We start from the raw sequence: 23460 nt of genomic DNA on the forward strand, positions 1-23460 counted from the left end.
ATCCCTTTCCGCAGGAAAGGGATCTGACCCTGGGTGGCGCTCGCAAATCCGTACCATTTGTAGTGAAATGGTCACCTGAAGCGGGGGTGCCTGGATCTGCCAGGCTGAGAGAGTCCCTTGGAACCTGATCCGGTTTGCACCGGCGTAGGGAGCTTTGAGCCGCAGCCACACCCCCGTCATGGGTCAGTGCACCTGCGCGCCGTCGCTTCGTCTCCCTTGTTGTCCGAAGACGAACCGAATGAACCGCTGCCTGCGCCCCACCCTGCTCTCCCTCGCCCTCTGCGCTGCGCTGCCACTGCACGCCAGCGAGGCCGAGGCATCCCCTGATGCGGCTGCCACCGGCGCCGAGCGCTCGCCGACCGAACTGGCGGCGGTGCGCGTGCAGGCCGGCAAGCCGAAGGCCGATACCTCGCGCGTGAACGCCTTCGGTGGCGGTTCTTGGAAGGACACGCCGGCTTCGGTGAACGTGCTCGAGCGCGACTATCTCGACCGCCGCCAGCTACGTTCGCTGTCCGAGCTGGCCAGCAATGATGCCTCGCTGGGTGATGCCTACGCGCCGGTGGGCTACTACCAGAACATCGCCATCCGCGGCTTCGCCCTGGACGCCGCCACCGGCTACCGCTTCAACGGCCTGTCCATCGCCGGCGAACAGCGCCTGGCGCTGGAGAACGTGCAGTCGGTGGAGATCCTCAAGGGTGAAGCCGGCCTGGCGGCAGGGGTGATGGCGCCGGGCGGCATCATCAACTACATCGGCAAGCGCCCGGCCGAAGTGCGCACCGCCACGCTCGGCACCGATTCGGAAGGCTCGCGCTACGTCGCCATCGATGTCGGCCACTGGATCACCCCGCGCTTCGGCCTGCGCCTGAATGCCGCATGGGATTCCAGCAATTCCTACGTCGAGCATGCCGATGGCCGCCGCAACTTCTACTCGCTGGCCGCCGACTGGCTGATCGGCGAGCGCGGCAAGCTGGAAGTGGATGCCAACTACCAGACCAGCGCGCAGCGCTCGGTGTCCGGCTACCAGCTGCTGGGCGCGCGTGACCTGCCGCGCGGTGTCGACCGCGAGCATCTGCTCGGCTACCAGCCGTGGCAGCGCCCGGTGGATATCGCCAGCACCAACATCACCGCGCTGCACACCTACGACTTCAATGAGGCCTGGCAGTCGCGCGTCTCGGTCGGCCACAGCCGCTCGGTGATCGACGACAACGTCGCCTTCGCCTACGGCTGCTACTACGCCGCGCAATGTGCCGATGGCAGCGTGCCGGGCAACTACTTCGCGCCCAACGGCGACTATGACATCTACGACTACCGCAGCCCGGACGACACCCGCCAGAACCAGCAGGCCCGTGCCGAACTGCGTGGCCGCTTCGAGACCGGCAGCATCGGCCACCAGCTGACCGTCGGTGCCGACTACTTCCGCCGCACCGTGGACAGGCGCCCGAGCGTCAACGAGTACGTCGGCACCAGCAACATCCACGAGGCACCGGTGCCGGTGTTCGCGCCGTCGCCGAAGATGCCGGGCCCCTCCGCACGGCGCCTGGACAGTCGCCAGACCGCGTTCTTCGCGCTGGACCGGATCAGCTTCGGTGACGACTGGCAGTGGCTGGCCGGTGGCCGCTTCGTCCGCCTGGACGAGCGCGCCTACGACAAGCGCGGCATCCCGCAGCGGCACAGCCGCCTGTCGCGCTTCCTGCCACAGACTGCGGTGGTGTGGAAAGCCACCGACCAGCTCAACGCCTACGCCAGTTACGTGCGCGGCATTTCGCTGGGCCAGGAAGCGCCGTTCTGGACCAGCAACGCCGACACCTTCCTGCCGTCGGTACAGTCGCGCCAGCTGGAAGTGGGCGTGAAGTACGTGCCGGTCGAAGCGCTGACCCTGGGTGCGGCGGTGTTCCGCATTTCGCAGCCGTACCAGTACGCCAAGCCCGACAACAGCGATGTGGGTTACACCTTCGTCGAGGAAGGCACGCAGACCCACACCGGCCTGGAGCTGACCGCCAACGGCCAGCTGACCGATGCACTGCAGATCGTGGCCAGCGCCAGCGTGCTGCAGGCGCGCGCGCGCGATACCGGCACGCCCACCTATGAAGGCCATCAGCTGGTGAACGTGCCGAAGGTGCGTGCCAGCGTGCACGTGGCCTATGCACTGCCGTTCGTGCAGGGCCTGGATGTCACTGGCGGCTGGCGCTATGCGGGTGCCAACGTGGCGCGCGCCGACGGCGCCGTGCGCGCGCCGGACTACTCGGTGTTCGATGCCGGCCTGCGTTTCCAGCACCGGCTGCACGAGCGTGCGGTGACCTGGAACCTGTCGGTGGACAACGTGTTCAACCGCTTCTACTGGCGTGACACCGGCAGCAGCGGCGGTGACTACTACCTGTTCCCCGGCGCACCGCGACAGGCGCGCCTGTCGGTGACGTTCGCGCTGTGAACGGCGTCGTGCTCGAGTGGACCGCCGCGCTGTGCAGCGTGCTCGGCGTCTGGCTGATGGCACGGCGCCGGTTGTCTGCATGGCCGGTGGGCCTGCTGTCGGTCACGCTTTATGGCCTGGTGTTCGCCGAGGCCAAGCTGTACTCGGACACGCTGCTGCAGGTCGCCTTCGGTGGCTTCCTGGTCTACGGCTGGCTCAACTGGCGCCAGCACGCCGCCGATGAGGGCAGCATCCGCATCGTGCCACTGGCGCGAGGCAAGCTGCTGCGCGACCTGGCCTTCGGCCTGTGCGGTGGCGTGGCGCTGGGTGCGGCCATGCACACCTTCACCGATGCCGCGCTGCCGTGGCTGGACGCGATGCTGACCGCACTGAGCCTGGTCGGCCAGTGGTGGCAGGCACGCCGCCATGTGGCCTGCTGGTGGGTGTGGATCGCGGTGGACGTGGTCTATGTGGGTGCGTACCTGTTCAAGTCGCTGCATGTGACTGCCGCGCTGTACGTGTTCTTCCTCGGCCTGGCCGTGTTCGGCCTGCGCGCATGGAGCGCGGCCGCGCGCGAACCGCAGGTGGCGCCGGTTCGTTGATGCGGATGGCCGGGCTGTGCGCTGGCCATCCACAGTAGAGCCACGCCATGCGTGGCTGAAGGGTCACCGGTAGGCCCATCCACGCATGGCGTGGATCTACCGGTCAAGCACCAGACCCAATCGCAGCGGTTGGCGCATGTCGGCCGGCGGAGCCGCCTGCAACGGCGCGGCCTGCAACGTCACGCGCAGGTCCGCATCCACCTCGCGGTCACCCAGGCTGTCGAACTCCAGCTTCGAGATGCGGCCGTCCGCCGCAATCCACAGGCTCACCGGCAGCGGCGTGGGTGTATCCGGGTGTGCACGCAGCCACTCCACCACGCGCTGCGCCTGCGGGTCCTGTTCCTGCTGCAGGCGCTGCTGCAGCTGGCCACCCACGGCGGCGGCGTAGGCCATCCAGTGCGCAGGGGCTTCGTGTGCGGACGCCGCGGCACTCCCCAGTGCCAGTGTGCCGAACACCGCAGCCAGACGCCGCCACCAGCGGCGGATGCCGGTCCTGTTCCCTGCCATGGCCATCGCCTGCCTCCTGCGCTCCCATCCAGCGCGCCATGGTCGGCGCCATAGATGACAGGCAGATGGCGGGCCGTGATGGCCCGGCGCGATCACTCGCCCAGGTCGGCCAGCACCTTGCGCGAGGGCGCGAAGAAGGTCACGCCGGTGGTGGCGGTGGAGAAGTCGAGGATGCGGTCGTGCAGCGGCGCAGGATTGCCGATGAACATGCGCTCGAGCATCTTCTCGATCACCCACAGGCGGCGCGTGTAGCCGATGAAGTAGGTGCCGTACTCGCCGCGCCCCGGGTTGGCGAACGGCATGTTGTCGCGCAGGATTTCGTGCTCGCCGTCGGCGTCTTCGATGGTGCACAGCGTCTTGTGCGATTTCTGCGCATCGGCCGGCGCATCATCCAGCTCGATGTTGTCGTGCTTGGTGCGGCCGATGATCGCCTCCTGCGCCTCGGTCTTCTGCGCGCGCCAGGCATCGAGGTTGTGCAGGTACTTCTGCACCACCACGTAGCTGCCGCCGGCATGCTCCGGGTCTTCATCGCCAACAATGGTGGCTTCCGGCAGCGACAGTCCTTCCGGGTTGGCGGTGCCGTCGACGAAGTCCAGCAGATCGCGGCCATCGAAGTAGCGGAAGCCGGCCACGTCATCGACCGCTTCCACCGCATCACCGAAGGCCATCAGCAGGTTGCGCTCGAACGCCACGATCAGGTCCATGGTACGTGCGCGGATGTGGTACAGCAGGTCACCGGGCGTGGCCACAGCGGTGTGGGTCGCGCCCTTGATCTCGCGGAACGGCTTCAGCTCGCGTGGCGGCGTGGAGCCCAACAGCGGCTGCCACACGCGATGGCCGATGGCCACGTTGCAGGTGAAGGTGCGCTCGATCTCGCGGATGGCGGTGTTCTTGATCAGGTCATCGGTGCTGGCCAGCACCTCGCGTGCCTTGGCGATCGACGCCTCGTCATCCTTCACCTTCAGCACCAGAAACGCCGCCGAATGGGTAAGCGGTGCGGTGATCTGCTGCGGCTCGTTGTCGAGCGTGTGGTTGAGGGCGGTGATCGGTGCGGGCTGGGAATTCACGGCAGTTCCTGCTGGCTTGAGGCGGGTGCATCGTCAATGGCGACGTGCCGGGATCATAGCGGAACCGCCTGACCGGCGACGGAGCGTTTCTCGTTCCGTCCTGCGAGCAGCACCGTGCATTCCCGCGCTACATGGAACTGCTGCGGCCCTGCACTCTCCGGACGCACACAAAAGAAGAAGCCCGGCGCGAGGCCGGGCTTCGGTTGGCGTGTGGGAGAGAGAGAGAGTCACACGCCAGCACAACACGCTCTAACGACGGGCGTTTGTTACCAGGTGAAGCGCGGGCCCACGAACCACTCGCGGTCGCCGGCCTTGGCCAGCTTCACTTCGCCACTCAGGCCCCAGTTCTGGTTGAACTTGGCGGTGGCGCCGACGCGGCCGTAGAACTCGCCGTCCGGGTTGATGCCGTGCTTCTTGGTGTAGTCCTCGTAGCCGGCCATCACGTAGCCTTCCACGTACGGGTTGAACGCGGTGCGCACGCCGACTTCGGTGGAGTAGCCGTTGAAGTCCAGGCCGTGCTTCATGTCGAACTTCTGGTACGCGACACGGGCGACCAGGTCGGTGTTCGGTGCGATGCCGTAGTTGTAGCCGGCACCGATGCGCCACTGGTCGACGTCATTCTTGAACGTGTCGGTCTCCTGGGCGCTGTAGTCGCCGAAGATGTGGAAGTTCGGGTGCACCGCCACGGAACCCTTCACCTTCCAGCCATCGGCGTCGCCGCCCTTGGCATCGGTGTTCACGTAGCCGCCTTCAACGTAGTTGTACGACAGGCCATCGGTTGCCGATGCAGCGAACGGCAGGGCAGCCAGAAGGCCCAGGGCGAGCAGCGAATTCTTGTTCATCGGGACACACCTTTAATTATTTTGGTTTCGTCGGCCGTCTCCCGGGAGGGGGAGAGAGAGGAGGCGGTCGACAGGTGTGAATTATCCGTTAGGGGGTCTAATCGACCCTGAATATTGAACTGACTGGTGTATAAATAAGGCTGGCGTTCAGGGAACTCCTCATGCCGCACGCATCAGTCGCGTCACTGCTGTTTCCGCTTCATGCCCGGCGCACAGTGCGGGCTTTGCTGCTCTTCGCCCTGCCGATGATGCTGCAGGTAGCCAACGCAGCCGAGCGTACCCGCCCTTCCGGGCGCATCGTGATTCAGACCGACGATGTCACGCGCTTCTTCAGCGTGCTGGATGCAAGCGGAGGGAAGCCGAATGCCGACGATCTGCAGCGCGGCTATCTGCATGCGGGTACGGATGCACTACGCAGCTTCACTGACAGCCGTATCGGCTCGATGGATCGTCTTGCAGATGCGATCCAGCGCAGACCTGCGCTGTTTGCCAAAGCCCGTACCTGTGCGACGGCACTGCCGGAGATCCGCGAGCGGGTTGCCAAGGCACTCGATCGGTTGGGCACGCTGTTTCCCTCCGCACGTTTTCCGCCGGTCACCGTGCTGGTGGGTCGGGGAAACAGCGGCGGTGTCACCACGCCCGACGGCGTGGTGATCGGACTGGAGGCACTGTGCCACGCCGACTGGATGCAGCCCGACATCGGCGATCGATTCGTGCACCTGATCGCCCATGAGTACGTGCACGTGCAGCAGCCCGGTGCGAGCGTCGATGTCGCGCAGCCCACCCTGCTCTATCAGACGTTGCTTGAAGGCGGCGCCGAGTACGTGGGCGAACTGATCTCGGGGCAACCGGCCAACGCGCATCTGCGTCGTTGGACGCAGGGCCGCGAATGCGCCCTGGAACGCCAGTTCGCCCGGGACAGCGCTGGTACTGATCTGTCGCAATGGCTCTACAACGGAGCGGGCGACGAAACGCGCCGCGGCGATCTTGGCTACTGGATCGGCTACCGCATTGCCGCTGACTACGTTGCCCGCGCCGATGACAAAGCTGGTGCCGTCGCCACGCTGCTGACGGTGCGTCCGGAAAGTGCGCCGGCGTTGTTCGCCGCAAGTGAATGGCGCCCGGCGTGTGGGCCAGTGGAAAACGGGTAGGAATGAAGCCGTCTTCAGGCTGATGAATTGGGCGATTCGAGCAACCGCAAGGCCATCGCCTCTGTGCACATCAGCTCGCCTGATCTCACTCGTTAAGCTTTGCTGATGAACATATTTCACAACCCTTCCACGTCTTCCAACTTCAGCTGAAAGCGCTTGTCAGCGTGGGGAACAAACGCCGCTATATTCCAGCTTCCCCAGACGAAGGAGGGAGTGCAATGAACCTGAACCCGCAACACATGAAGACGGCCCGCGCACTTGCTGTAGCGCTCATCGCCACCGTGAGCCTTGGCGCTTGTGCCACCTACAAGGACGAGTTCGCAACCATCAACTCGCGCCTCGATCAGCTCGATGTAAAGGTGCAGGGCGCTGCACAGAGTGCCGAGTCCGCCAACCAGTCGGCACAGCAGGCCAACCAGCGCCTGGACCAGATCGAAGGCCGCGTGCAGCAGCTTGAAAGGGCACCCGTCGGACGCAAGCCGCGCGGCTGATCGCTCCCTCACCGTTTGAATTGATCCACCTCTGTATCGGGAACCAGTGGCCCTCGCCGGCCACTGGCCTCCTTCCACCAGGATTGCATTGCCAGGAGCCTTCCCATTCGTACCTCCTCCTCCCCTGCACGCCGCGCCTTCCATGCCGCTCTGGCCATGGCACTGGCCGTTGCATGCAGCGGCGCAGCCAACGCCAGGGACAAGGACGCACCCGCAGCACCGGCGGCCGCCGTTGATGAACTTCCGCCCGACCAGAGCGTCTCCGAAACAGTGATCGAGCTGGCCGGCTGGGTGGTCGCCAGCAAGGACAATCAGGGTTATCCGTTCGCGATCATGGACAAGGCCGCCGCGCAGGTCCTGGTCTTCGGCGGCGACGGCAAGCTGCGCGGCGCCGCGCCGGCGCTGTTCGGTTCGGCCATCGGCGATCATTCCGCACCCGGCGTCGCCAAGCTTGCCCTGAGCGCGATTCCCGGCCACGACCGCACCACGCCTGCGGGCCGCTTCATCGGCGCCTATGGCCCCTCCGACGATGCCGGGCGCGTGCTGTGGGTGGACTATGATTCCGCCGTGTCGATGCATCCGCTGCCGCCGGGCACCCCGAAGGAAAAGCGCGCCGAACGACTGGCGACGCCGACGCCGGACGACAACCGCGTCACCCACGGGTGCATCAACGTCTCGCCGGCGTTCTACGAGCAGATCGTGCACTCCACGTTCGAGAAGGGCGGCGTGTTCTACATCCTGCCGGACAAGGATTCGATCGCGAAGACCTTCCCGGCGTTCGCGCAGAGCCGTGGCGATGCAAAGGACGAGAACAGCAAGGGCGCGCAGCGCGCGAGCAGGTAGCGCGCGTGCTGGAACTCAGGAAGCCGTAGCCCCTGCAGCCCGCGCCAATGCCGCGGCGTGCGCGTCGCCCTTCCGCTCGCTGTAGCGGTCCACCAGGTAGTCCGACCGGCCCCGCGTCAGCAGCGTGAACTTCACCAGTTCCTCCATCACGTCCACCACCCGATCGTAGTACGGCGAGGGTTTCATCCGGCCGTCGTCATCGAATTCCTGCCAGGCCTTGGCCACCGACGACTGGTTGGGGATGGTCAGCATGCGCATCCAGCGGCCGAGCACGCGCAACGTGTTGACGGTATTGAACGACTGCGAGCCGCCGCTCACCTGCATCACCGCCAGCGTCCTGCCCTGCGTGGGCCGCACGCTGCCATCTTCCAGCGGCAACCAGTCGATCTGGTTCTTGAACACGCCGGTGACCGTGCCATGCCGCTCGGGGCTGACCCAGACCTGCCCTTCCGACCACTGTGACCATTCGCGCAGTCGCTGCACTTCGGGGTGATTCCTGTCCACGCTGTCCAGCATCGGCAGCGCATGCGGATCGAACACCCGGGTTTCGCACCCCAGGTGGCGCAGCAGCCGCTCGGCTTCCAGCGCAAGCTTGCGGCTGAACGACTGGGGCCGCAGCGAGCCGTAGAGCAGGAGAATGCGTGGCGGCCCCAGATCTGCCGCGGCGAGCTGGTGATGATTGGGCTGGGGCAATGACGATTCCGCCAGGTTGGGCAGGTCCAGGCTTGTGATTGGCTCATTCATTCGACTATTCTAGAAATATGGAAACATCGAATGCAATCACCGCCCTGACCGCCCTCGGCCATGCCACCCGCCTGGCTGCCTTCCGACTGCTGGTGGAGGCGGGCCCGGCAGGGCGCATGGCGGGCGACATCGCCACGGCCCTGCAGGTACCCCCAGCCACGCTCAGCTTCCACCTGAAGGAGCTGGTGCAGGCCGGGCTGGTGGAGAGCGAAAGCCAAGGCCGCCACGTCTGCTACCGCGCCAACTTCGATGCGATGAACGGCTTGATCCAGTACCTGACGCACAACTGCTGCGCGGGCTCCCCGGATGAGCGGTGCGCGGTCACCGAACCGGCATGCAGGTGCTGAGATGAAACCCGATCCGGTGATTCGTGCAGGCACGCGCGACGACCTGTGCTCCATCCGCGACCTTCTGCGGCAGGCGCAGTTGCCCGTGGCCGATCTGGAAAGCAGCGAGGTGGCGTTTCTCGTCGCAGACCTCGAAGGTGTTCCCGTGGGTGCCGTTGGATTGCAGATCTTCGGCGCGTCGGCCCTGCTTCGCTCCCTGGTGGTGTCCGACGACCGACGCAGTACCGGCCTTGGGCGCGCGTTGCTGTCAGCGGCCGAGGACATGGCCCGCCGCATGCAGGTCAGGGAACTGGTGCTGCTGACAACGTCGGCAGGCCCGTGGTTCGCGCGGCACGGCTATGCCGGATGCGATCGCGCGCAGATAGCGGAGGCGATCCGCAGCTCTGCCGAGTTCACTCGTCTCTGCCCGGCCAGCGCGCTGTGCATGTCCAAGCCACTCACTGACCACGGAAGCCACATGACCCGCAATGTCTTGTTCCTCTGCACCGGCAACAGCGCGCGCAGCGTGCTGGCTGAAGCCACCCTGCGCGCATGGGGCGGCGATCGCTTCAGGGCTTTCAGTGCGGGCAGCCAGCCCACTGGCCAGATCAATCCCTTCGCGCTCGCCCAGCTGCAGGCCGAAGGAATGCCCGTTGAAGGGCTGCGCAGCAAGTCGTGGGATGAGTTCGTGGATGCAGCCCCGATGGATCTGGTGATCACCGTGTGTGACGCGGCCGCTGCCGAAGCCTGCCCTGTGGTGTTCGGTGACTTCATCCGCAGCCACTGGGGCCTGCCTGATCCGGCCGCCGTGGCAGGCAGCGATGCCGACAAGGCCGCAGCCTTCGCACTGGCCCATGCCATCGTGAAAACGCGCCTGCGTGCGCTGCTCGCACTGCCCGAATCGGTGTGGTCCGAACGCGAAGCGCTGCAGCACGCGCTGGACCGGATCGGCCAGCTGCTGCCGACCGACGGCGCACAATGACGGTGCCACTGCCATGAGCCTGTTCGAGCGACACCTGACGCTGTGGGTTGTGCTGTGCATTGCGATGGGCACGCTGCTGGGCCACGTCCTGCCCGATGCCTTCGCGGTGCTGGCCTCCGCCGAAGTGGCCAAAGTCAACCTGCCGGTTGCGGTGCTGATCTGGCTGATGATCATCCCGATGCTGCTGAAGGTCGACTTCACTGCGATGCGCCAGTTGCAGCAGCACTGGAAGGGCATCGGCGTGACACTGTTCATCAACTGGGCCGTGAAGCCGTTCTCGATGGCGCTGCTGGGCTGGCTGTTCCTGCGCCATGCCTTCGCGGACTGGCTGCCCGCAGCACAGATCGACAGCTACATCGCCGGTTTGATCCTGCTGGCGGCCGCGCCCTGCACCGCCATGGTGTTCGTGTGGAGCAACCTGTGCCGCGGTGATGCCAACTTCACCCTGAGCCAGGTGGCGTTGAACGACGCGATCATGGTGGTTGCCTACGCGCCGGTGGTTGCGCTGCTGCTGGGCCTGTCGGCGATCACTGTGCCCTGGGACACGCTGCTGTTGTCGGTTGGCCTCTACATCGTGGTGCCCGTGCTGGTGGCCGCGTTGCTTCGGCGCTGGATGCTTTCGCGCAGCGGCGAGGCGGGCCTGCAGCGCGCGCTTCGACGGCTGGGCCCGCTGTCCCTGTCCGCGCTGCTGCTGACGCTGGTGCTGCTGTTCGGGTTCCAGGGCCAGCAGATCGTGAAGCAACCGCTGGTGATCGCGCTGATTGCGGTGCCGATCCTGATCCAGGTCTATTTCACTTCGGGCCTGGCCTACCTTCTGAACCGCCGTCTGGGCGTGGCGCATTGCGTGGCCGGCCCGTCAGCGCTGATTGGTGCGAGCAACTTCTTCGAACTGGCTGTGGCCACAGCGGTGGGACTGTTCGGCGTGCACTCGGGAGCGGCGCTGGCCACCGTGGTGGGTGTGCTGATCGAGGTACCGGTCATGCTGTCCGTGGTGCGGATCGTGAACCGTACACAAGCCTGGTACGAGAGATGCGAAGAGCACTGACAGATCAAAGTGTGTGGGAGTCGAATTGCGTTCTTCGCCCCGCACTGTCGTCATCGACTTGGTGGGGTGCCCGTACGCCACGTCATCAACTTCGACCCATGTCGCATATTCCCCATGCCGCTACGGCCGTTGCGGCGCCTGCGTCTGCGACAGCTTAACAGCGTGCAAAAATGCCGAAAGCGTCTTTGATCAAGCGTTGAATGCAACTGTTCTGATTGGCACCGCAGCAGCACGCGTACAGATGACGTGCCATCGAAAAAGGATGGCCGGGCTTCGAAAACCCGTGCGCTTGTTTAACAACGCTTGCCCGCCGGCGTCACCCCTCGTGGCGCCGGCGGGCAATCCGTCTGCCGGCTATGGCGGGCGGAGCGTGGAGGCCCTGTGCCTGCCGGTTTCAACAAGCGCCCGGTTTTCGAGCCACGTCTCCGCCCGCCACCTTTGTGTGGCGGCTGCCGTCTGTCCTGCACGGAGCATTGCCATGAGCACACCCGAATCCTCCCGACTACGCACGCAATACGTGCCCGCCAACGCGGACGCGCCTTCGGAAGCACCGCACCAGCAGGATCCTCTCGGTTTCATCGCCACCCTCGACCGCATCGGCAAGGGCGCCGCCGCCGACGGCCAACCCTGGCCCGAACGTCATCAGATGCCCGGCCGCCGCATGGCGCTGGCCGACGCGGATTGCGCATTGACCGGCCTGCGCGTGGCGCTGGAAATGCTGCTGGCTGCCGAGCGCGTGCGCCAGAACGGTCCCGACGAAGAGTACGTGGGCGACCGCGTGATGGAGGGCCTGATGATGGCCAGTCTGTCGCTGACCGCACAGGTCAGCGCACGCATGCGCCCGGAAGGGTGACACGGGGAACAACGCTCACTGCAACGCCGGGCACGGCCCTGCGCTGCGGCGCGCGCCACATCACCCGCAAAGCGCGCTGTCTTCCTTCAGCGCGGCATCCTGCAGTGGCTGGCGCTGTTCGATCTGCACACGCTGTTCCGCCGTCGGCTCGCCCAGCCACCACACACGGCAGCGCGCAGTAAGACGGCCGACCATCTTCGCCTGCGTGGGTGAGTACAGCATCGCCAACGCGGTGCCGGGGCAGTCGTGGGCCTGGCAGGCGGTGTAGAACCACCACGGCTCGCCCTGCAGCACTACCAGTTCGCCAGGACCGCTGGGCCCGCTCAACAGGCGTTCGCGCAGCGATGGAATCTCCTTGTCGGCGGATTCGGCTGCGGCCGTGTTCTTCATCAGGGCGTTGAACGCGGCCAGCACCTTCGGATCCTTGCGGCCACAGTCGTCCACGGTGTTGCCGCCCACCAGGGTGAAGAAGTGGGTCGCCAGCGGGTTGTCCGCGCAGGTCAGTTCGCCGCCGGCGCCCGGGTCTTCCGGTTCGCCTTCGTTGTCCCACACCGAGGGGGCCACGCCGTCTTCGGCGGACGGTTCCTCCTCGACCACCGTCGCCGCGGCGGCCGGTGCTTCGGTGGTCGGCGCTGGCGCCGCAGCAGGTGCAGTCCCGCCAGTCTTCTCCGGTGCCTGTCCGCAGGCTGCCAGCAGCGCGGCCATCATCGCCATCCCTGTGATTCGCATCTTCATTCCGTGTCCTTGTCTGATCTGCGCTGCGTCCGCCAAATCGGCGGCCGCGTGATTCTAACCAGCACCGCGCCAGGATGCGTTCGCAGCTTCCCGTCATCGCCTGGAGCCGGACGCATGCGCCGTACACCACTCGCCATGATCTTCTGCAGTGCCCTGCTGATGGCATCGCCGGCAAATGCCCACGATGCAGAAGGCGCGGAGCCCGCACAGCCGCTTCCCGATATCGCGCTGCCCGCACCGCTGGACCGTGTACTGCGCGACTACGAGCAGGCGTGACGCACGGGTGATGCCAAGGCACTGGCTGCGCTGTTCGCCGAGGATGGCTTTGTGCTGCAGAGCAACCAGCCGCCGGTGCGCGGCCGCAGTGCGATCGAGGCCGCGTATGCCGGCCAGGGCGGCAGCCCGTTGCGGCTGCGTGCGCTGGCGTATTCGATGGAGGGCAACACGGGCTACATCGTCGGTGCGTACAGCTACGGCAACAACGTGGGCGATACCGGCAAGTTCACGCTCACGTTGAAGCGCGTGGACGATGGGCCGTGGTTGATCTTTTCGGACATGGACAACACCAGCGCGCCGCCGCGGGCGCGGTGATTGCTGCCGCCGGGCGCCAACCAAGGTTGGCAGCTACCAGAAGCGGGTTCGGCAGTAGATCCACGCCATGCGTGGATAGGGCACGCACATAAAAAAACCCCGGCGCGTGGCCGGGGTTTTTCGATTCACTTGAACAGCGTGTCCGGATACTCCGGTTTCTGTTCCCGCGCCAGCAGTGCGCGCAGGCCTTCTTCCGGGGTCTGCTCGCCATGCAGCACGGCACGCACACCGTCGGAGATCGGCAGGTCGATGCCATGACGGCGCGCCTGTCGCATCACTTCGTCAGCGGTCTGCACCGACTCGACCACCTGGCCGATCTCGCGCACTGCATCCTGCAGCGTCTGGCCGCGGCCCAGGGCCAGGCCCAGGCGGCGGTTGCGCGACAGGTCGCCGGTGCAGGTCAGCACCAGATCGCCCAGGCCGGCCAGGCCCATCAGCGTTTCCGGCTTGGCGCCGATCGCAGCGGCCAGGCGCAGCATCTCGTTCAGACCACGGGTGATCAGGCCGGCACGGGCGTTGAGGCCCAGCTGCATGCCATCGGCCACGCCGGTGGCCACGGCCAGCACGTTCTTCATCGCGCCGCCCAGCTCGGCACCGACCATGTCGTCGCCGGTGTAGGCGCGGAACGCCGGGCCATGCATCGCCTCGGCCACCGTCTGCGCGAACTCGGGCACGTCGCCGTGCACGGTGATCGCGGTCGGCAAGCCCTGGGTGACTTCCTTGGCGAACGACGGCCCGGTGACGACGGCCAGCGGCACATCCTCACCCAGCACTTCGCGCGCCACTTCATGCAGGAAACGGCCCGAACCGGGTTCGAAGCCCTTGGTGGCCCAGGCCACGCCGGCACCGGCCGGTCGCAGCGGCGCCAGCGCACGCACGGTCTCGCCGAACGCGTGCGACGGCGTCACCACCAGGATCCAGGCCGCGCCCTGCACCGCCGACGCCAGATCGGTGGTGGCACGCAGGCTGTCCGGCAGCGGGATGCCCGGCAGGTAGCGCGGGTTCTCGTGGCGCTGGTCGATGGCGTCGACCACGGCCGCGTCGCGCCCCCACAGCACGGTCGGGTGACCGTGCCGTGCGAGCAGGCTGGCCAGGGCGGTTCCCCAGGAACCGGCGCCGAGCACGGCGATCTTGTCAGCGGGAGTGCTCATCCGTGACGTCGCGGCAGGAATCAGGCGTTGCCGGCCGGCTCGGAGTCAGCCAGCGACGGTGCGTCGCCCTGCTCCTGGCGCTGGCGCAGGGTTTCTGCGTACAGGCCTTCGAAGTTGATCGGCTGCAGGAAGAACGGCGGGAAGCCGCCGGCCTGGATCAGGTCGCTGATCAGCTGGCGCACGTACGGGAACAGGATGTTCGGGCACTGGGTGCCGAGCAGCACGTCGATCGACTGCGGGTCCAGGCCGACCAGGCCGAACACGCCGGCCTGCTTCACTTCGGCCACGTAGGCGGTGCGCTCACCGGCCTGGCAGGTCAGGGTCACGGCCAGCACGACTTCGAAGGCGTTCTCACCCAGGCGCTGCACCTGCTGGTTCAGATTCAGCTGCAGCTCCGGCTGCACCTGGTCATTGAAGATGGTCGGCGCGTTCGGCGACTCGAAGGAGACGTCCTTGACGTAGATCTTCTCGACGGTGAAAGCGGGGCCGGTAGCGGCATCGACCGGCGCAGCGGCGCCGTTGGTGATCTCTTCGGACATTTCCAGTAACTCCAGGTGAATGCAATGAAAACGATGGTCTAACTACTGCGATGGGGGCGGGACCCGGCCCAGACAAGGCCGGATCCGCCACCTGCGACAATCAGTTGCGGCCCTTGACCAGCGGCAGTTCGGCCTGCTGCCAGGCGGGAATGCCGCCGTCGAGCACGTAGACCTTCTCGAAACCGGCCTTCTTCAGCGCCTTGGCGGCGGTTTCCGAAGCGTTGCCGCTGCGGCACACCAGCACCACCGGCGACTGCTTGGCGTTGGCCACCAGCTTGTTTTCCGGGCCGAAGGCACTGGCCTGGGCGTTGCGGCTGCCGGCAATGTGGCCCTTCTCGAAGTCACCGCTGGCCGACAGGTCGACCACCACCGTGCCGCCCGCGTTGATCAGCTGGGTCAGTTCGGCGGGCTTGATGCCCTTGAAGCCCCGGAACAGGCGGCGGATCTCGGTGACGATGATGGCCACGGTCAGGCCGACCAGGGCCGCGGACAGCATCGGGTTTCGGCCTGCAAAGGCCAGCAACTCTTCGTAATTCACTCAGGTCACGGGTCGATTAAGCGGGCGCCGATTGTCGCACAAGCCGGACGCGGCCCGTCACTGCCCCTTCCACAGGTCCGGCAGGCCGGCGGTCTGCCACCAGCGCTTGGCCTCCGGGTCCCAGCGCCAGCGCTCGACCACGACCACGGTGCGCTCGGCCTGGGTGTTCTGGTTGATCACCCCGATTTCGACCCGGCGCTCGACCAGGCCACCGTCCAGCGAGGCGCTGCTGCGCTCGCGATAGGACGACACGCGCAGCTGCGCGTAACGGTTGAGCTCGAACTCGGTCGGCGGCTTTTCCTTGCGCAGCTTGGGGTCGAGGTAGCCGATGGCATCGTCCATGCTGCCCCAGCGGATGGTCGCCCCGTAGGCGATCTGGGTCTCTTCCAGCAGCTTGCGCTGCTTGCGGCTGAGGTCGTCGGCCGAGGCCACGGCACTGGCCAGCAGCAGGGAATACATCAGGAACTGGATGAGGCGGCGCATCGGTGGTTTCCCCAGAACGTCAGCCTGCCATCCTACCCTTTGGCGAAGGCAACAAAGCGACCGCTGAATTCGGCGGCGGGCTTGCCATCGGCACCGGGCTGGGTGGCGATGATGCTGATGCGGGCCTTGCGGCGCTGCCGGAAGGTATTCAGGAAGGCGTCCCAGCCGGTGGCTTCGGCCGCTTCGGCGTGGGCGTGCAGGTCCTCATAGACCGGCGCCAGATAGCGCAGGTTGCTGTCGGCCACATAGACCTCGGCATCGTGGCCGGCCAGGCGCAGGCGCAGGCTGACCAGCGCCCAGCCGGACAGGGTCAGCACCGAGGCCAGGCTGCCGCCGAAGGCGTTGCCCTTGTCATTGACGTTGGCCGCCAGCGGCGCGGTGATGCGCAGCACGCCATCGGCATAGCCGTCGAGCTGGATCTGCATGGCGCGCACCGCCGGCATGCAGTCCAGCACGTCCTGCAGGGCGGCCAACGAGGAAGTCAGGGCATCAACGGACATCGGAGCAGCGACCACGACAACGAAGGGCCCGCATAATGCAGGCAATGGTCGACCATACGATACCCACTGGCGCCAGCCGTTCCGGCCCACGCTGGACCCTGATCTCGCTGCGCCCGCGGGGCCAGAACGTGGCGCTGCGCCGCGCCGTTGCCGGGCTGGGCGGGAATGTCCTGGCCCTGGCGCCCTGGCGCCTGCAGCGCCTGCATGGCACGGCTGTGGTGCGCCAGCTGCAACGCGCGCTGAACTGCGACCGGGTGGTGTTCACCAGCCCGGCCGCCGTTGCCGCAGCCGCGTCCCTGCTGCCGCTGGCCGGCGTGCAGCGCAGCCCGTGGCTGACCGTGGGCGAAGGCACTGCGCGCGCATTGCAGGCACATGGCATCACCGAGGTGCACGCGCCGCAGCGGATGGACAGTGAAGGCCTGCTGGCGCTGCCGGTGCTGGCCGACGTACAGGGCCTGCGCGTCGGACTGGTGACCGCGCCCGGCGGGCGTGGCCTGATTGCCGCGCAGCTGCAGGCGGCGGGCGCCACGATCGAACGTGCCGACGTCTACAAGCGTCGCCTGCTGCGACTGCCCCCGCGAACGCTGGCGCGGTTGGCGCATTCAGCACAGCCGTGGGTACTGGCCGTGAGCAGTGGCGAAGCGTTGCAGCATTTCTGGCAACAGCTTCCGCCGGCCGGGCAGCAGCGCCTGCGGGCGTCTGCCCGCGTGGTGGTTGCCAGTGACCGCCTCGGCGAACAGGCGCAGGCGCTCGGCCTGCAGCGCATCACACGCAGCGCCGGCCCCACCGCTGCGCAGCTGGTGGCCGCTGCACACGCCACGCTCACCGTCCCGGCAGCGACCTGAACAGGGACGTGGATCACGCTTGCCGCTGCCGTCGGCAACGGTGATGCTGTGCACAACGCAGCCTGCCGGCACCCCGACCGGCGACGTTGCCGACAAGGAAGCCTGATGAACGATACTCCGCCCGCACCCCCACCCCATCGACCCGTGCGCTGGCTGCTGCCGCTGGCCGCCGTGGTCGTGCTCGGCGCGGGCGGTTATGCCAGCTGGTACGTCTGGCAGCAGCAACAGCGCGAACAGGAAGCGCAGGCACAGGCCAAGGCCGTACAGCTGAAGGGCCTGGAGGCCACGCTGGATGCGCTGCGCCGTGACCAGCGCGCGACCAGCCAGCGCCTGCAGGATGCGGCGACCACCAACCGCGTGCTGCGCGACGAGATGCTGGGACTCTCACAGCGCAGCGCGCTGCTGGAAGAGAACGTGGCCAAGCTGGCCGACAGTGCCAACCAGGGCCGCCAGGCGGTGCAGCGCGATGAGGCCGAGCTGCTGCTGACCCAGGCTGCGCAGCGCCTGAACTACGCCGACGACGTGGACGGCGCACGCCGCCTGTATGCACAGGCCGCCATCGCGCTGGCCGATCTGCCCGACGCCGACGGCCTGAACCTGCGCCAGGCGCTGGTGCAGGAGCGCGAGGCACTGGATGCGCTGGGCAGCGGCCCGCGCGTGCAGTCGCTGCAGCGCCTGGATGCTGTGGCCCGGGCGCTGCAGGGCCTGCCCTCGCAGATCACCGGCACGACCGGCAGCAGCACCGCCAAGCCCTGGTGGCAGGCCACGCTGGCACCGTTCGTGGACATCACCCCGAGCCGCCAGAACGGCCCGCTGACGGCCGCCGAAAAGCGCAACGCCGACGATGCACTGCAGCTGGAATTGACGTTGGCGCGCGCCGCGATCGAGCGCGGCGACCGCGCGGGCCGCAACACCGCTCTGGACCGCGTGGAGCAGTGGGCACAGCGGCGCTGGCCGGATTCACCGGCCCTGCGCGCGCAACGTGCTGAACTGAAGGCCTTGCGCGAACTGCCGCTGCAGGCCAACGACGCTGTCCTTGGCAGCACCCTGCAACAACTGCGCACCCAGACCGACCGGAGGTAAGCCCGCATGAAACCCCTGCAATCCCTGGTCGTGCTGTTGCTGGCCGTGGCCATCGGCGTGGTCGCCGCGCAATGGCTCGGCGCCGATGACCTGAACCGCTTCGGCGAAGTGACCCTGCGCTACGGCGGCTACGACTATCACAGCAACCTGCCGAAGGTAGCGCTGCTGGCGGTGATCACGGTGCTGGTGCTGTGGCTGCTGTGGAGCCTGATCGCTGCACCGTTCCGTGCCTGGGGCCGCTACCGCCGCAAGCAGGGCCGGGTGCGCCTGATCGACGGCCTGCAGGCCTACGAGCATGGCCAGTGGCAGCGTGCGGAGAAGCTGCTGGACGGCGCCGCCAAGGACCCGGAAGTGAGCGCGGTGGCACTGGCCACCGCCGTGCGCAGCGCGCAGGCACGGGCCGACGGCCCCGCCGGAGAGGCGCTGCTGCAGCGCCTGGGTGAAAGCGACGCCACCCTGCAGGCGCTGCTGCGCGCCGAACAGCTGCTGGCGCGCGATCTGCCGGTCGATGCGATCAATGCGCTGGACGTAGCGGCGATCCAGCCGCTGCCGCCGCGCGGCCTGTGGCTGCGTACCGAAGCGCTGGCACAGGCCGGCCGCGCGCACGAAGCGTATGGCCAGCTGGGTGCGCTGCGCCAGAGCAAGGTGCTGCCGGCCGACGCGAACAGCGAACTGGAGGCACGCCTGGCCGCACAGGCGCTACTGGAAGCGGCCGACGTCAACGCGCTGGCCGCACAGTGGGAGGCCACCCCGAAGGCGCTGCGCCCCACCCCGGACGTGGTGGGCGCCTATGCCAGCCGTGCGGTGGCGCTGGACTGGGATGAGCCGGCGCTGCTGGCGCTGGAACAGGCACTGGACCAGCGTTGGAATGACGATCTGGTGGCGCTGTATGGCCGCCTGCCCGCCGAGCGCCTGGCCACCCGCCAGGCCAATCTGGCGCGCTGGCGCAACGTGCATGACGGCTCGGCCGCGCTGCGCCTGGCGCAGGGCCGCGTGGCCCTGGGCCAGCAGCAATGGGATGCCGCCGATGCGTTCCTGCACGAGGCCATCGCCGCGGGCGCCGGTGCACCGGCGTGGGAAGCGCTGGGTGAAGTGTTCGCCCAGCGTGGCGAACACGCGCTGGCCGCGCAGTGCCTGGCCAATGCGCTGCGCCTGCAGCGCGGCGAGGACAGCGTGGAACTGGTGCGTGGCACCGAGACGCCGCTGCGCGCCACGGTGGAGGAGCAGCCCATCGTTGCACAGCCGCCGGTGTATGACGCCAACGAAGAGCGCGACGAATTCGGCAACCCGCGGTTGCCCTGATGGGTAGTGCCGGCCGCTGGCCGGCATCCACCGGTGAATTTGGCACCCACCAGAGCAACAATCCGAACAAAAAAAAACGCCGCCCGATGGGCGGCGTTTTCAGTTCCAGGAGTGCCGGCCGGATCGTGCCGACCAACGGTCGGCACCCACCGATGGATGCGATCAGCGTTCGACGATCGCCACCACGCCCATGCCGCCAGCGGTGCAGATCGACACCAGTGCGCGGCCACCGCCGCGTTCGGCCAGCTGCTTGGCTGCCGTGGCGATCACGCGTGCGCCGGTAGCGGCGAACGGGTGGCCGGTGGCCAGCGACGAGCCCAGCAGGTTGATCTTGTCCGGGTCGATGCGGCCCAGCGGCGCGTCCAGGCCCAGGCGGTTGCGGCAGTAGTCCTCGCTCTCCCACGCACGCAGGGTGCACAACACCTGCGCGGCAAAGGCTTCGTGGATCTCGTAGATGTCGAAGTCCTGCAGGGTCAGGCCGTTGCGCTTGAGCATCTCCGGCACCGCGATGGTCGGTGCCATCAGCAGGCCTTCGCCATGCACGAAGTCCACTGCCGCCACGTGTGCGTCACGCAGGTAGGCCTGCGGCTCATGGCCATGCGCGCGCGCCCACTCTTCGCTGGCCAGCAGTACCGCAGCGGCACCGTCGGTCAGCGGGGTGGAATTGGCGGCGGTGAGCGTGCCACGCCCGGAAACCTTGTCGAACGCCGGCTTCAGCGTCGCCAGCTTTTCCAGCGAGGTATCCGGGCGCAGGATGTTGTCGCGCTCGACGCCACGGAACGGTGCGATCAGGTCGTTGAAGAAGCCACGCTCGTAGGCGGCAGCCAGCTTCTTGTGCGACGACACCGCCCACTCATCCTGCGAGTCGCGCGAGATGTTCCACTCCTTCGCCATGTCCTCGCAGTGGTCGCCCATGCTCTTGCCGGTGCGCGGCTCGGCCACGCCCGGGAACTCGGGCTTGAGCTCGGAGAACTTGAAGCCGGCGGTGAGCGCACGGATCTTCTCGCCGGTGCTCTTGGCGCGGTTGGCCGCCAGCAGGCGTGCACGCAGCTTCTTGCCGTAAACGATCGGCACGTCGGAGGTGGTGTCCGAACCACCGCCGATGCCCGATTCGATCTGTCCCAGCGCGATCTTGTTGGCCACGGTGATGATACTGTCCAGCGAGGTACCGCAGGCGCGCTGCAGGGTGATGCCCGGGGTCAGCGGCGACAGGCCGGAGGACAGCGTCGCTTCGCGGCCCAGGTTCCAGTCGCTGGAATGCTTGATCACCGCGCCCATCGCCACTTCACCCAGCTGCTGGCCATGCAGGCCGAACCGTTCGACCAGCGCGCCCAGCGTACGGACCGACATGCCGAGGTTGCCGACATCCGAGTACGCGGTGTTCTGGCGGCAGAACGGAATGCGGACGCCACCGAGGATGGCGACGGGACGAGCGTTGGGCATGGAGATACCTGGCATGGATGAGGGTGTCTGCAACATGGCCTGCACGACGGAGCAGGCATAATGGAGCCAAGTGTAGCTGCCGCCCTGTGATGGGCCAACCGTGGAACCATGAGCAAACCCGACCCCGCGATGAATGCCCTTGGCGTGCTGGCCCTGGAACTGGCCGGCGGCGAAATCCCCCGCCAGGCGGTGCTCAGCGCTGAACAGGCCGGTGAACTGGCCGAACGCGTCGGCCGCGACCTGGCCAAGCTGGTGCCGCAGGTCGCCGAGCTGGACCTGGTGTTCGCCGCCGCGCATTTCGACCCGGCTGAAGTGCTGCGCCCGGGCTGGCCGATCCATCGCCGCCTGGAAGAACTGCAGATGCGTGCCCCGGGCCGCAACCAGGGCCCGCGCCTGCTGGCCTTCGGTACCGATGCCGAGGGTGACGTGCCACTGCCGTTCCAGGCCGATGCCACGCTGGTGGGCGGTGGCCTGCGCGTGGTGCCGTTCCTGCTGACCGGCAGCGACGTGGCCACCACCAGCGCGGTCGCCGATGCGCTGGAAGAAACCTTGCTGGCCAACGGCATGGCGCACGCCGACACCGCGCTGATGGCGCAGAACACCTTCGGTGCCCGCATCGAGCACGCGCGCTATTTCACCGTGAACGACCTGGCCGCGATGATGTCGATGCAGTACGACAACCAGGGCCTGGCCGCACTGTGGCCGCTGATCGAGACCGCGATCATGGCGCCGGGCGAGGACGAGTGGCTCAATGCCGCGCCCGAGCCGCTGCTGCGCTATACGCATGGCGAAGCACGCATGGCGCTGTTCGACCCGGCCGGTTGGTGCGCGCACTACAGCCACAGCAAGAACGACTGCGATCGCCTGAAGGGCATCTACGAGCAGTTCCTGATGCGCCAGCGACAGATGGCCGCGGTGCTGGAAGCACATGGCGTGCCGGTACTGTTCGTGCACTGCGAGGCCGGGCAGGACGCGCGCGAACTGCTGGCGCGCTGATCCGGGTGATATGTGGGTAGTGCCGGCCGCTGGCCGGCACCCTCCGGATCTGTGATTGCCGGCCAGCGGCCGGCACTACCCATCAGGAAAAACGCCGGCTTGTGCCGGCGTTCTTTGTTTCTTACGGGGCCTTCTGGATCACCGCACAGGCCAGGCGCGCGCCGGCGTTGCCGGTCGGCTGGGTCTTGTAGTCGTCCGCGTCGGCGTGGACGATCAGGCCGCGGCCGATGATGTCGAAGTCATCACCCTTGCCGATGTTGACGTTGCTCGACACCGGGCCGTCGATGGTGGCCACGCCCTTGTCGTCGGCCTTGATGTTGGGCATGTCGCCGCCGTGGTGCGGATCGGTGGCGACGTTGCCGTGATCCTGCTTGCCCGGGTTGAAGTGGCCGCCGGCGCTCATGCCGTCCGGCGCGCTGCAGTCGCCCTTCTCGTGGATGTGGAAGCCATGTTCGCTGCCCGGCTTCAGGCCGGTGATCTGGCCGGTCACGTGGACCTTGCCATCAACCACCTTGAAGGTGACGCTGCCCTTGGTCTCGTTGCCCTGGGTCGGTGCCAGTTCGGCCGTTGCCGAAGCATCGCCCGTCGGTGCCGCCGCCGGTGCCGGGGCTGCAGCCGGCTCGGTGGTGGCGCCGTCAGCCGGCGCGGCCGGCGGGGTTTCAGTCTGCGGCGCGGCGGGCTGCTGGTTGCAGGCCGCCAGGCCCAGCGCGGCGATGGCCGCAAACAGCGAAGTGTGGATCAGACGCATTGGAATCTCTCCCTCGATGATGCCTGCAGTGATCAGCGGACGACCCGGATCACGCCACAGGCGATGCGGACGCCGGCATTGCCGGCGGGCTGGCTGCGATAGTCGTCGGCGTTGGCATGCACGACCAGTGCGCGTCCGGCGATATCGGTGGCGGCGCCTCCGCCAAGGGTAACCCCCTTGAGGTGGATATCGACGTTGGCGCGGCCCTGGGCATCGGCACGCAGATTGTCCATGTCGCCCAGGTGGTGCTTGCCGGTGCCGGCGCGGCCATGCGCAGCACCACCGGGATTGAAGTGATTGCCGGCACTGCTGGCATCCACCGCACTGCAGTCGCCGCGCTCATGGATGTGGAAGCCGGCCTGCTGCATCGGCTGCAGGCCACCGACCAGGCCGGTGATGTGGATGCCACCGGGCTCCACCATCAGCGCGATGCGGCCACTGACGATGCTGGCCGAGGCCGGTGCAAGATTGGCCTCGCCCTGCTTCGCTGCGCTGACCACGGTCGGCGGCGGCGGAGTAGGTTCGGTCTTTTTCGGCGCGCTGCCGCAGGCAGACAGCAGCACGGCGGCGGACAACGGCAGGATGGCAAAGGACAGACGCATCAAAGACTCCTTGCAGATGACACTAAGCGTTGCATCGTCCATGA

The 23460-nt window shown here is 67.2% G+C and carries 26 protein-coding genes, 2 pseudogenes and 1 riboswitch; of the genes and pseudogenes, 15 read left to right on the forward strand and 13 right to left on the reverse strand.

Annotated features, from left to right (window positions below):
* The first annotated feature begins 72 nt into the window (after positions 1-72).
* Positions 73-168: riboswitch (TPP riboswitch) on the forward strand.
* Positions 169-238: 70 nt separating this feature from the next.
* Both AC5P8U_RS12615 and pnuC read left to right on the forward strand, forming a co-directional pair.
* Positions 239-2428: a TonB-dependent receptor gene (locus tag AC5P8U_RS12615; protein ID WP_072167330.1), complete on the forward strand. Its 2190-nt coding sequence runs from the start codon at positions 239-241 to the stop codon at positions 2426-2428.
* An 8-nt stretch (positions 2429-2436) separates the two neighbouring features.
* Complete coding sequence (pnuC, locus tag AC5P8U_RS12620) at positions 2437-3009, forward strand: nicotinamide riboside transporter PnuC (protein WP_072167431.1); 573 nt, start codon at positions 2437-2439, stop codon at positions 3007-3009.
* Between the two features lie 96 nt (positions 3010-3105).
* On the opposite strand, the gene AC5P8U_RS12625 is transcribed toward pnuC, so the two are convergent.
* The 3 genes from AC5P8U_RS12625 to AC5P8U_RS12635 form a co-directional block, all read right to left on the reverse strand.
* Positions 3106-3522, reverse strand: coding sequence for a hypothetical protein (locus AC5P8U_RS12625; protein WP_072167331.1), 417 nt, complete (start codon positions 3520-3522; stop codon positions 3106-3108).
* A gap of 86 nt (positions 3523-3608) precedes the next feature.
* The gene (locus AC5P8U_RS12630; protein ID WP_072167332.1) at positions 3609-4583 is read right to left on the reverse strand and encodes a Dyp-type peroxidase; all 975 of its coding nucleotides are present in this window, start codon (positions 4581-4583) and stop codon (positions 3609-3611) included.
* Positions 4584-4849: 266 nt separating this feature from the next.
* Positions 4850-5425, reverse strand: coding sequence for an OmpO family porin (locus AC5P8U_RS12635; RefSeq protein WP_049465985.1), 576 nt, complete (start codon positions 5423-5425; stop codon positions 4850-4852).
* A 161-nt stretch (positions 5426-5586) separates the two neighbouring features.
* Here AC5P8U_RS12635 and AC5P8U_RS12640 point away from each other — a divergent pair, with 161 nt between their 5' ends.
* From AC5P8U_RS12640 to AC5P8U_RS12650, 3 genes are all read left to right on the forward strand, one after another.
* On the forward strand, positions 5587-6576 hold the full coding sequence (locus AC5P8U_RS12640; protein WP_194434023.1) for a DUF2268 domain-containing putative Zn-dependent protease: 990 nt from the start codon (positions 5587-5589) through the stop codon (positions 6574-6576).
* 218 nt (positions 6577-6794) lie between these two features.
* The gene (locus tag AC5P8U_RS12645; protein WP_005420910.1) at positions 6795-7067 is read left to right on the forward strand and encodes a hypothetical protein; all 273 of its coding nucleotides are present in this window, start codon (positions 6795-6797) and stop codon (positions 7065-7067) included.
* A gap of 156 nt (positions 7068-7223) precedes the next feature.
* Positions 7224-7910, forward strand: a complete 687-nt coding sequence (locus AC5P8U_RS12650; protein WP_088496695.1) for a L,D-transpeptidase family protein — start codon at positions 7224-7226, stop codon at positions 7908-7910.
* A gap of 15 nt (positions 7911-7925) precedes the next feature.
* Here the strand turns inward: AC5P8U_RS12650 and arsH are convergent, their stop codons facing one another.
* Positions 7926-8654: an arsenical resistance protein ArsH gene (arsH, locus tag AC5P8U_RS12655; protein WP_151354694.1), complete on the reverse strand. Its 729-nt coding sequence runs from the start codon at positions 8652-8654 to the stop codon at positions 7926-7928.
* 17 nt (positions 8655-8671) lie between these two features.
* Between arsH and AC5P8U_RS12660 the strand changes: the two genes are divergently transcribed.
* The 5 genes and pseudogenes from AC5P8U_RS12660 to AC5P8U_RS12680 all read left to right on the forward strand — a co-directional run bounded on the left by AC5P8U_RS12660 (position 8672) and on the right by AC5P8U_RS12680 (position 11860).
* Positions 8672-9001: an ArsR/SmtB family transcription factor gene (locus AC5P8U_RS12660; RefSeq protein ID WP_111201237.1), complete on the forward strand. Its 330-nt coding sequence runs from the start codon at positions 8672-8674 to the stop codon at positions 8999-9001.
* A 1-nt stretch (position 9002) separates the two neighbouring features.
* Positions 9003-9422 (forward strand): annotated as a pseudogene (arsN2, locus tag AC5P8U_RS12665) (arsenic resistance N-acetyltransferase ArsN2); the annotation flags it as partial.
* Between the two features lie 36 nt (positions 9423-9458).
* Positions 9459-9962 carry an arsenate reductase ArsC gene (locus AC5P8U_RS12670; RefSeq protein ID WP_439426989.1) on the forward strand — a complete coding sequence of 168 codons (504 nt, stop codon included), beginning with the start codon at positions 9459-9461 and terminating at the stop codon, positions 9960-9962.
* Positions 9963-9975: 13 nt separating this feature from the next.
* Positions 9976-11007, forward strand: a complete 1032-nt coding sequence (gene arsB, locus AC5P8U_RS12675) for an ACR3 family arsenite efflux transporter (protein WP_151354692.1) — start codon at positions 9976-9978, stop codon at positions 11005-11007.
* A gap of 478 nt (positions 11008-11485) precedes the next feature.
* On the forward strand, positions 11486-11860 hold the full coding sequence (locus tag AC5P8U_RS12680; RefSeq protein WP_053497779.1) for a hypothetical protein: 375 nt from the start codon (positions 11486-11488) through the stop codon (positions 11858-11860).
* A 60-nt stretch (positions 11861-11920) separates the two neighbouring features.
* On the opposite strand, the gene AC5P8U_RS12685 is transcribed toward AC5P8U_RS12680, so the two are convergent.
* Positions 11921-12595, reverse strand: coding sequence for an Ivy family c-type lysozyme inhibitor (locus AC5P8U_RS12685; RefSeq protein WP_088496692.1), 675 nt, complete (start codon positions 12593-12595; stop codon positions 11921-11923).
* Positions 12596-12730: 135 nt separating this feature from the next.
* Here AC5P8U_RS12685 and AC5P8U_RS12690 point away from each other — a divergent pair.
* A pseudogene (locus AC5P8U_RS12690) lies at positions 12731-13186 on the forward strand (YybH family protein).
* Positions 13187-13311: 125 nt separating this feature from the next.
* On the opposite strand, the gene AC5P8U_RS12695 reads toward AC5P8U_RS12690, so the two are convergent.
* The 5 genes from AC5P8U_RS12695 to AC5P8U_RS12715 form a co-directional block, all read right to left on the reverse strand.
* Complete coding sequence (locus AC5P8U_RS12695; protein WP_049416568.1) at positions 13312-14337, reverse strand: NAD(P)H-dependent glycerol-3-phosphate dehydrogenase; 1026 nt, start codon at positions 14335-14337, stop codon at positions 13312-13314.
* Positions 14338-14357: 20 nt separating this feature from the next.
* On the reverse strand, positions 14358-14876 hold the full coding sequence (secB, locus tag AC5P8U_RS12700) for a protein-export chaperone SecB (protein WP_005407596.1): 519 nt from the start codon (positions 14874-14876) through the stop codon (positions 14358-14360).
* A gap of 100 nt (positions 14877-14976) precedes the next feature.
* Positions 14977-15414, reverse strand: coding sequence for a rhodanese-like domain-containing protein (locus AC5P8U_RS12705; RefSeq protein WP_049416566.1), 438 nt, complete (start codon positions 15412-15414; stop codon positions 14977-14979).
* Positions 15415-15471: 57 nt separating this feature from the next.
* Positions 15472-15897, reverse strand: coding sequence for a hypothetical protein (locus AC5P8U_RS12710; protein WP_061479368.1), 426 nt, complete (start codon positions 15895-15897; stop codon positions 15472-15474).
* Positions 15898-15929: 32 nt separating this feature from the next.
* Positions 15930-16397, reverse strand: coding sequence for a YiiD C-terminal domain-containing protein (locus AC5P8U_RS12715; protein WP_005407593.1), 468 nt, complete (start codon positions 16395-16397; stop codon positions 15930-15932).
* Between the two features lie 35 nt (positions 16398-16432).
* Here AC5P8U_RS12715 and AC5P8U_RS12720 point away from each other — a divergent pair, with 35 nt between their 5' ends.
* The 3 genes from AC5P8U_RS12720 (at position 16433) to AC5P8U_RS12730 (ending at position 19627) form a co-directional block, all read left to right on the forward strand.
* Positions 16433-17242, forward strand: coding sequence for a uroporphyrinogen-III synthase (locus AC5P8U_RS12720; RefSeq protein ID WP_088496691.1), 810 nt, complete (start codon positions 16433-16435; stop codon positions 17240-17242).
* 105 nt (positions 17243-17347) lie between these two features.
* Positions 17348-18325, forward strand: coding sequence for a uroporphyrinogen-III C-methyltransferase (locus AC5P8U_RS12725; RefSeq protein ID WP_447897369.1), 978 nt, complete (start codon positions 17348-17350; stop codon positions 18323-18325).
* A 6-nt stretch (positions 18326-18331) separates the two neighbouring features.
* Positions 18332-19627 carry a heme biosynthesis HemY N-terminal domain-containing protein gene (locus AC5P8U_RS12730; protein WP_188241380.1) on the forward strand — a complete coding sequence of 432 codons (1296 nt, stop codon included), beginning with the start codon at positions 18332-18334 and terminating at the stop codon, positions 19625-19627.
* Positions 19628-19789: 162 nt separating this feature from the next.
* Here the strand turns inward: AC5P8U_RS12730 and AC5P8U_RS12735 are convergent, their stop codons facing one another.
* On the reverse strand, positions 19790-21085 hold the full coding sequence (locus tag AC5P8U_RS12735) for an acetyl-CoA C-acetyltransferase (protein WP_088496689.1): 1296 nt from the start codon (positions 21083-21085) through the stop codon (positions 19790-19792).
* Between the two features lie 93 nt (positions 21086-21178).
* Here AC5P8U_RS12735 and AC5P8U_RS12740 point away from each other — a divergent pair, with 93 nt between their 5' ends.
* Entirely contained in the window at positions 21179-22066 is an 888-nt protein-coding gene (locus AC5P8U_RS12740; protein ID WP_065178704.1) for a hypothetical protein, read from the forward strand.
* Between the two features lie 121 nt (positions 22067-22187).
* On the opposite strand, the gene AC5P8U_RS12745 is transcribed toward AC5P8U_RS12740, so the two are convergent.
* Both AC5P8U_RS12745 and AC5P8U_RS12750 read right to left on the reverse strand, forming a co-directional pair.
* Positions 22188-22814: a superoxide dismutase family protein gene (locus tag AC5P8U_RS12745; RefSeq protein ID WP_053497798.1), complete on the reverse strand. Its 627-nt coding sequence runs from the start codon at positions 22812-22814 to the stop codon at positions 22188-22190.
* Between the two features lie 32 nt (positions 22815-22846).
* Complete coding sequence (locus tag AC5P8U_RS12750; protein ID WP_072167354.1) at positions 22847-23416, reverse strand: superoxide dismutase family protein; 570 nt, start codon at positions 23414-23416, stop codon at positions 22847-22849.
* Positions 23417-23460: the final 44 nt, after the last annotated feature.

The sequence above is a fragment of the Stenotrophomonas sp. YJH_SMC_81 genome (genome assembly GCF_059370875.1).

Excerpts from the sequence above, each read along its gene's own strand:
- AC5P8U_RS12750 (WP_072167354.1), bottom strand. The coding sequence starts at position 23,416 with ATGCGTCTGTCCTTTGCCATCCTGCCGTTGTCCGCCGCCGTGCTGCTG.
- AC5P8U_RS12650 (WP_088496695.1), top strand. The coding sequence starts at position 7,224 with ATGGCACTGGCCGTTGCATGCAGCGGCGCAGCCAACGCCAGGGACAAG.
- AC5P8U_RS12695 (WP_049416568.1), bottom strand. The coding sequence starts at position 14,337 with ATGAGCACTCCCGCTGACAAGATCGCCGTGCTCGGCGCCGGTTCCTGG.
- secB (WP_005407596.1), bottom strand. The coding sequence starts at position 14,876 with ATGTCCGAAGAGATCACCAACGGCGCCGCTGCGCCGGTCGATGCCGCT.
- AC5P8U_RS12715 (WP_005407593.1), bottom strand. The coding sequence starts at position 16,397 with ATGTCCGTTGATGCCCTGACTTCCTCGTTGGCCGCCCTGCAGGACGTG.
- arsH (WP_151354694.1), bottom strand. The coding sequence starts at position 8,654 with ATGAATGAGCCAATCACAAGCCTGGACCTGCCCAACCTGGCGGAATCG.
- AC5P8U_RS12725 (WP_447897369.1), top strand. The coding sequence starts at position 17,348 with ATGAACGATACTCCGCCCGCACCCCCACCCCATCGACCCGTGCGCTGG.
- AC5P8U_RS12685 (WP_088496692.1), bottom strand. The coding sequence starts at position 12,595 with ATGAAGATGCGAATCACAGGGATGGCGATGATGGCCGCGCTGCTGGCA.
- AC5P8U_RS12640 (WP_194434023.1), top strand. The coding sequence starts at position 5,587 with ATGCCGCACGCATCAGTCGCGTCACTGCTGTTTCCGCTTCATGCCCGG.
- AC5P8U_RS12720 (WP_088496691.1), top strand. The coding sequence starts at position 16,433 with ATGCAGGCAATGGTCGACCATACGATACCCACTGGCGCCAGCCGTTCC.
- AC5P8U_RS12710 (WP_061479368.1), bottom strand. The coding sequence starts at position 15,897 with ATGCGCCGCCTCATCCAGTTCCTGATGTATTCCCTGCTGCTGGCCAGT.
- AC5P8U_RS12745 (WP_053497798.1), bottom strand. The coding sequence starts at position 22,814 with ATGCGTCTGATCCACACTTCGCTGTTTGCGGCCATCGCCGCGCTGGGC.
- AC5P8U_RS12625 (WP_072167331.1), bottom strand. The coding sequence starts at position 3,522 with ATGGCCATGGCAGGGAACAGGACCGGCATCCGCCGCTGGTGGCGGCGT.
- AC5P8U_RS12680 (WP_053497779.1), top strand. The coding sequence starts at position 11,486 with ATGAGCACACCCGAATCCTCCCGACTACGCACGCAATACGTGCCCGCC.
- arsB (WP_151354692.1), top strand. The coding sequence starts at position 9,976 with ATGAGCCTGTTCGAGCGACACCTGACGCTGTGGGTTGTGCTGTGCATT.
- AC5P8U_RS12660 (WP_111201237.1), top strand. The coding sequence starts at position 8,672 with ATGGAAACATCGAATGCAATCACCGCCCTGACCGCCCTCGGCCATGCC.
- AC5P8U_RS12670 (WP_439426989.1), top strand. The coding sequence starts at position 9,459 with ATGACCCGCAATGTCTTGTTCCTCTGCACCGGCAACAGCGCGCGCAGC.
- AC5P8U_RS12735 (WP_088496689.1), bottom strand. The coding sequence starts at position 21,085 with ATGCCAGGTATCTCCATGCCCAACGCTCGTCCCGTCGCCATCCTCGGT.
- AC5P8U_RS12645 (WP_005420910.1), top strand. The coding sequence starts at position 6,795 with ATGAACCTGAACCCGCAACACATGAAGACGGCCCGCGCACTTGCTGTA.
- AC5P8U_RS12615 (WP_072167330.1), top strand. The coding sequence starts at position 239 with ATGAACCGCTGCCTGCGCCCCACCCTGCTCTCCCTCGCCCTCTGCGCT.
- AC5P8U_RS12635 (WP_049465985.1), bottom strand. The coding sequence starts at position 5,425 with ATGAACAAGAATTCGCTGCTCGCCCTGGGCCTTCTGGCTGCCCTGCCG.
- AC5P8U_RS12740 (WP_065178704.1), top strand. The coding sequence starts at position 21,179 with ATGAGCAAACCCGACCCCGCGATGAATGCCCTTGGCGTGCTGGCCCTG.
- AC5P8U_RS12730 (WP_188241380.1), top strand. The coding sequence starts at position 18,332 with ATGAAACCCCTGCAATCCCTGGTCGTGCTGTTGCTGGCCGTGGCCATC.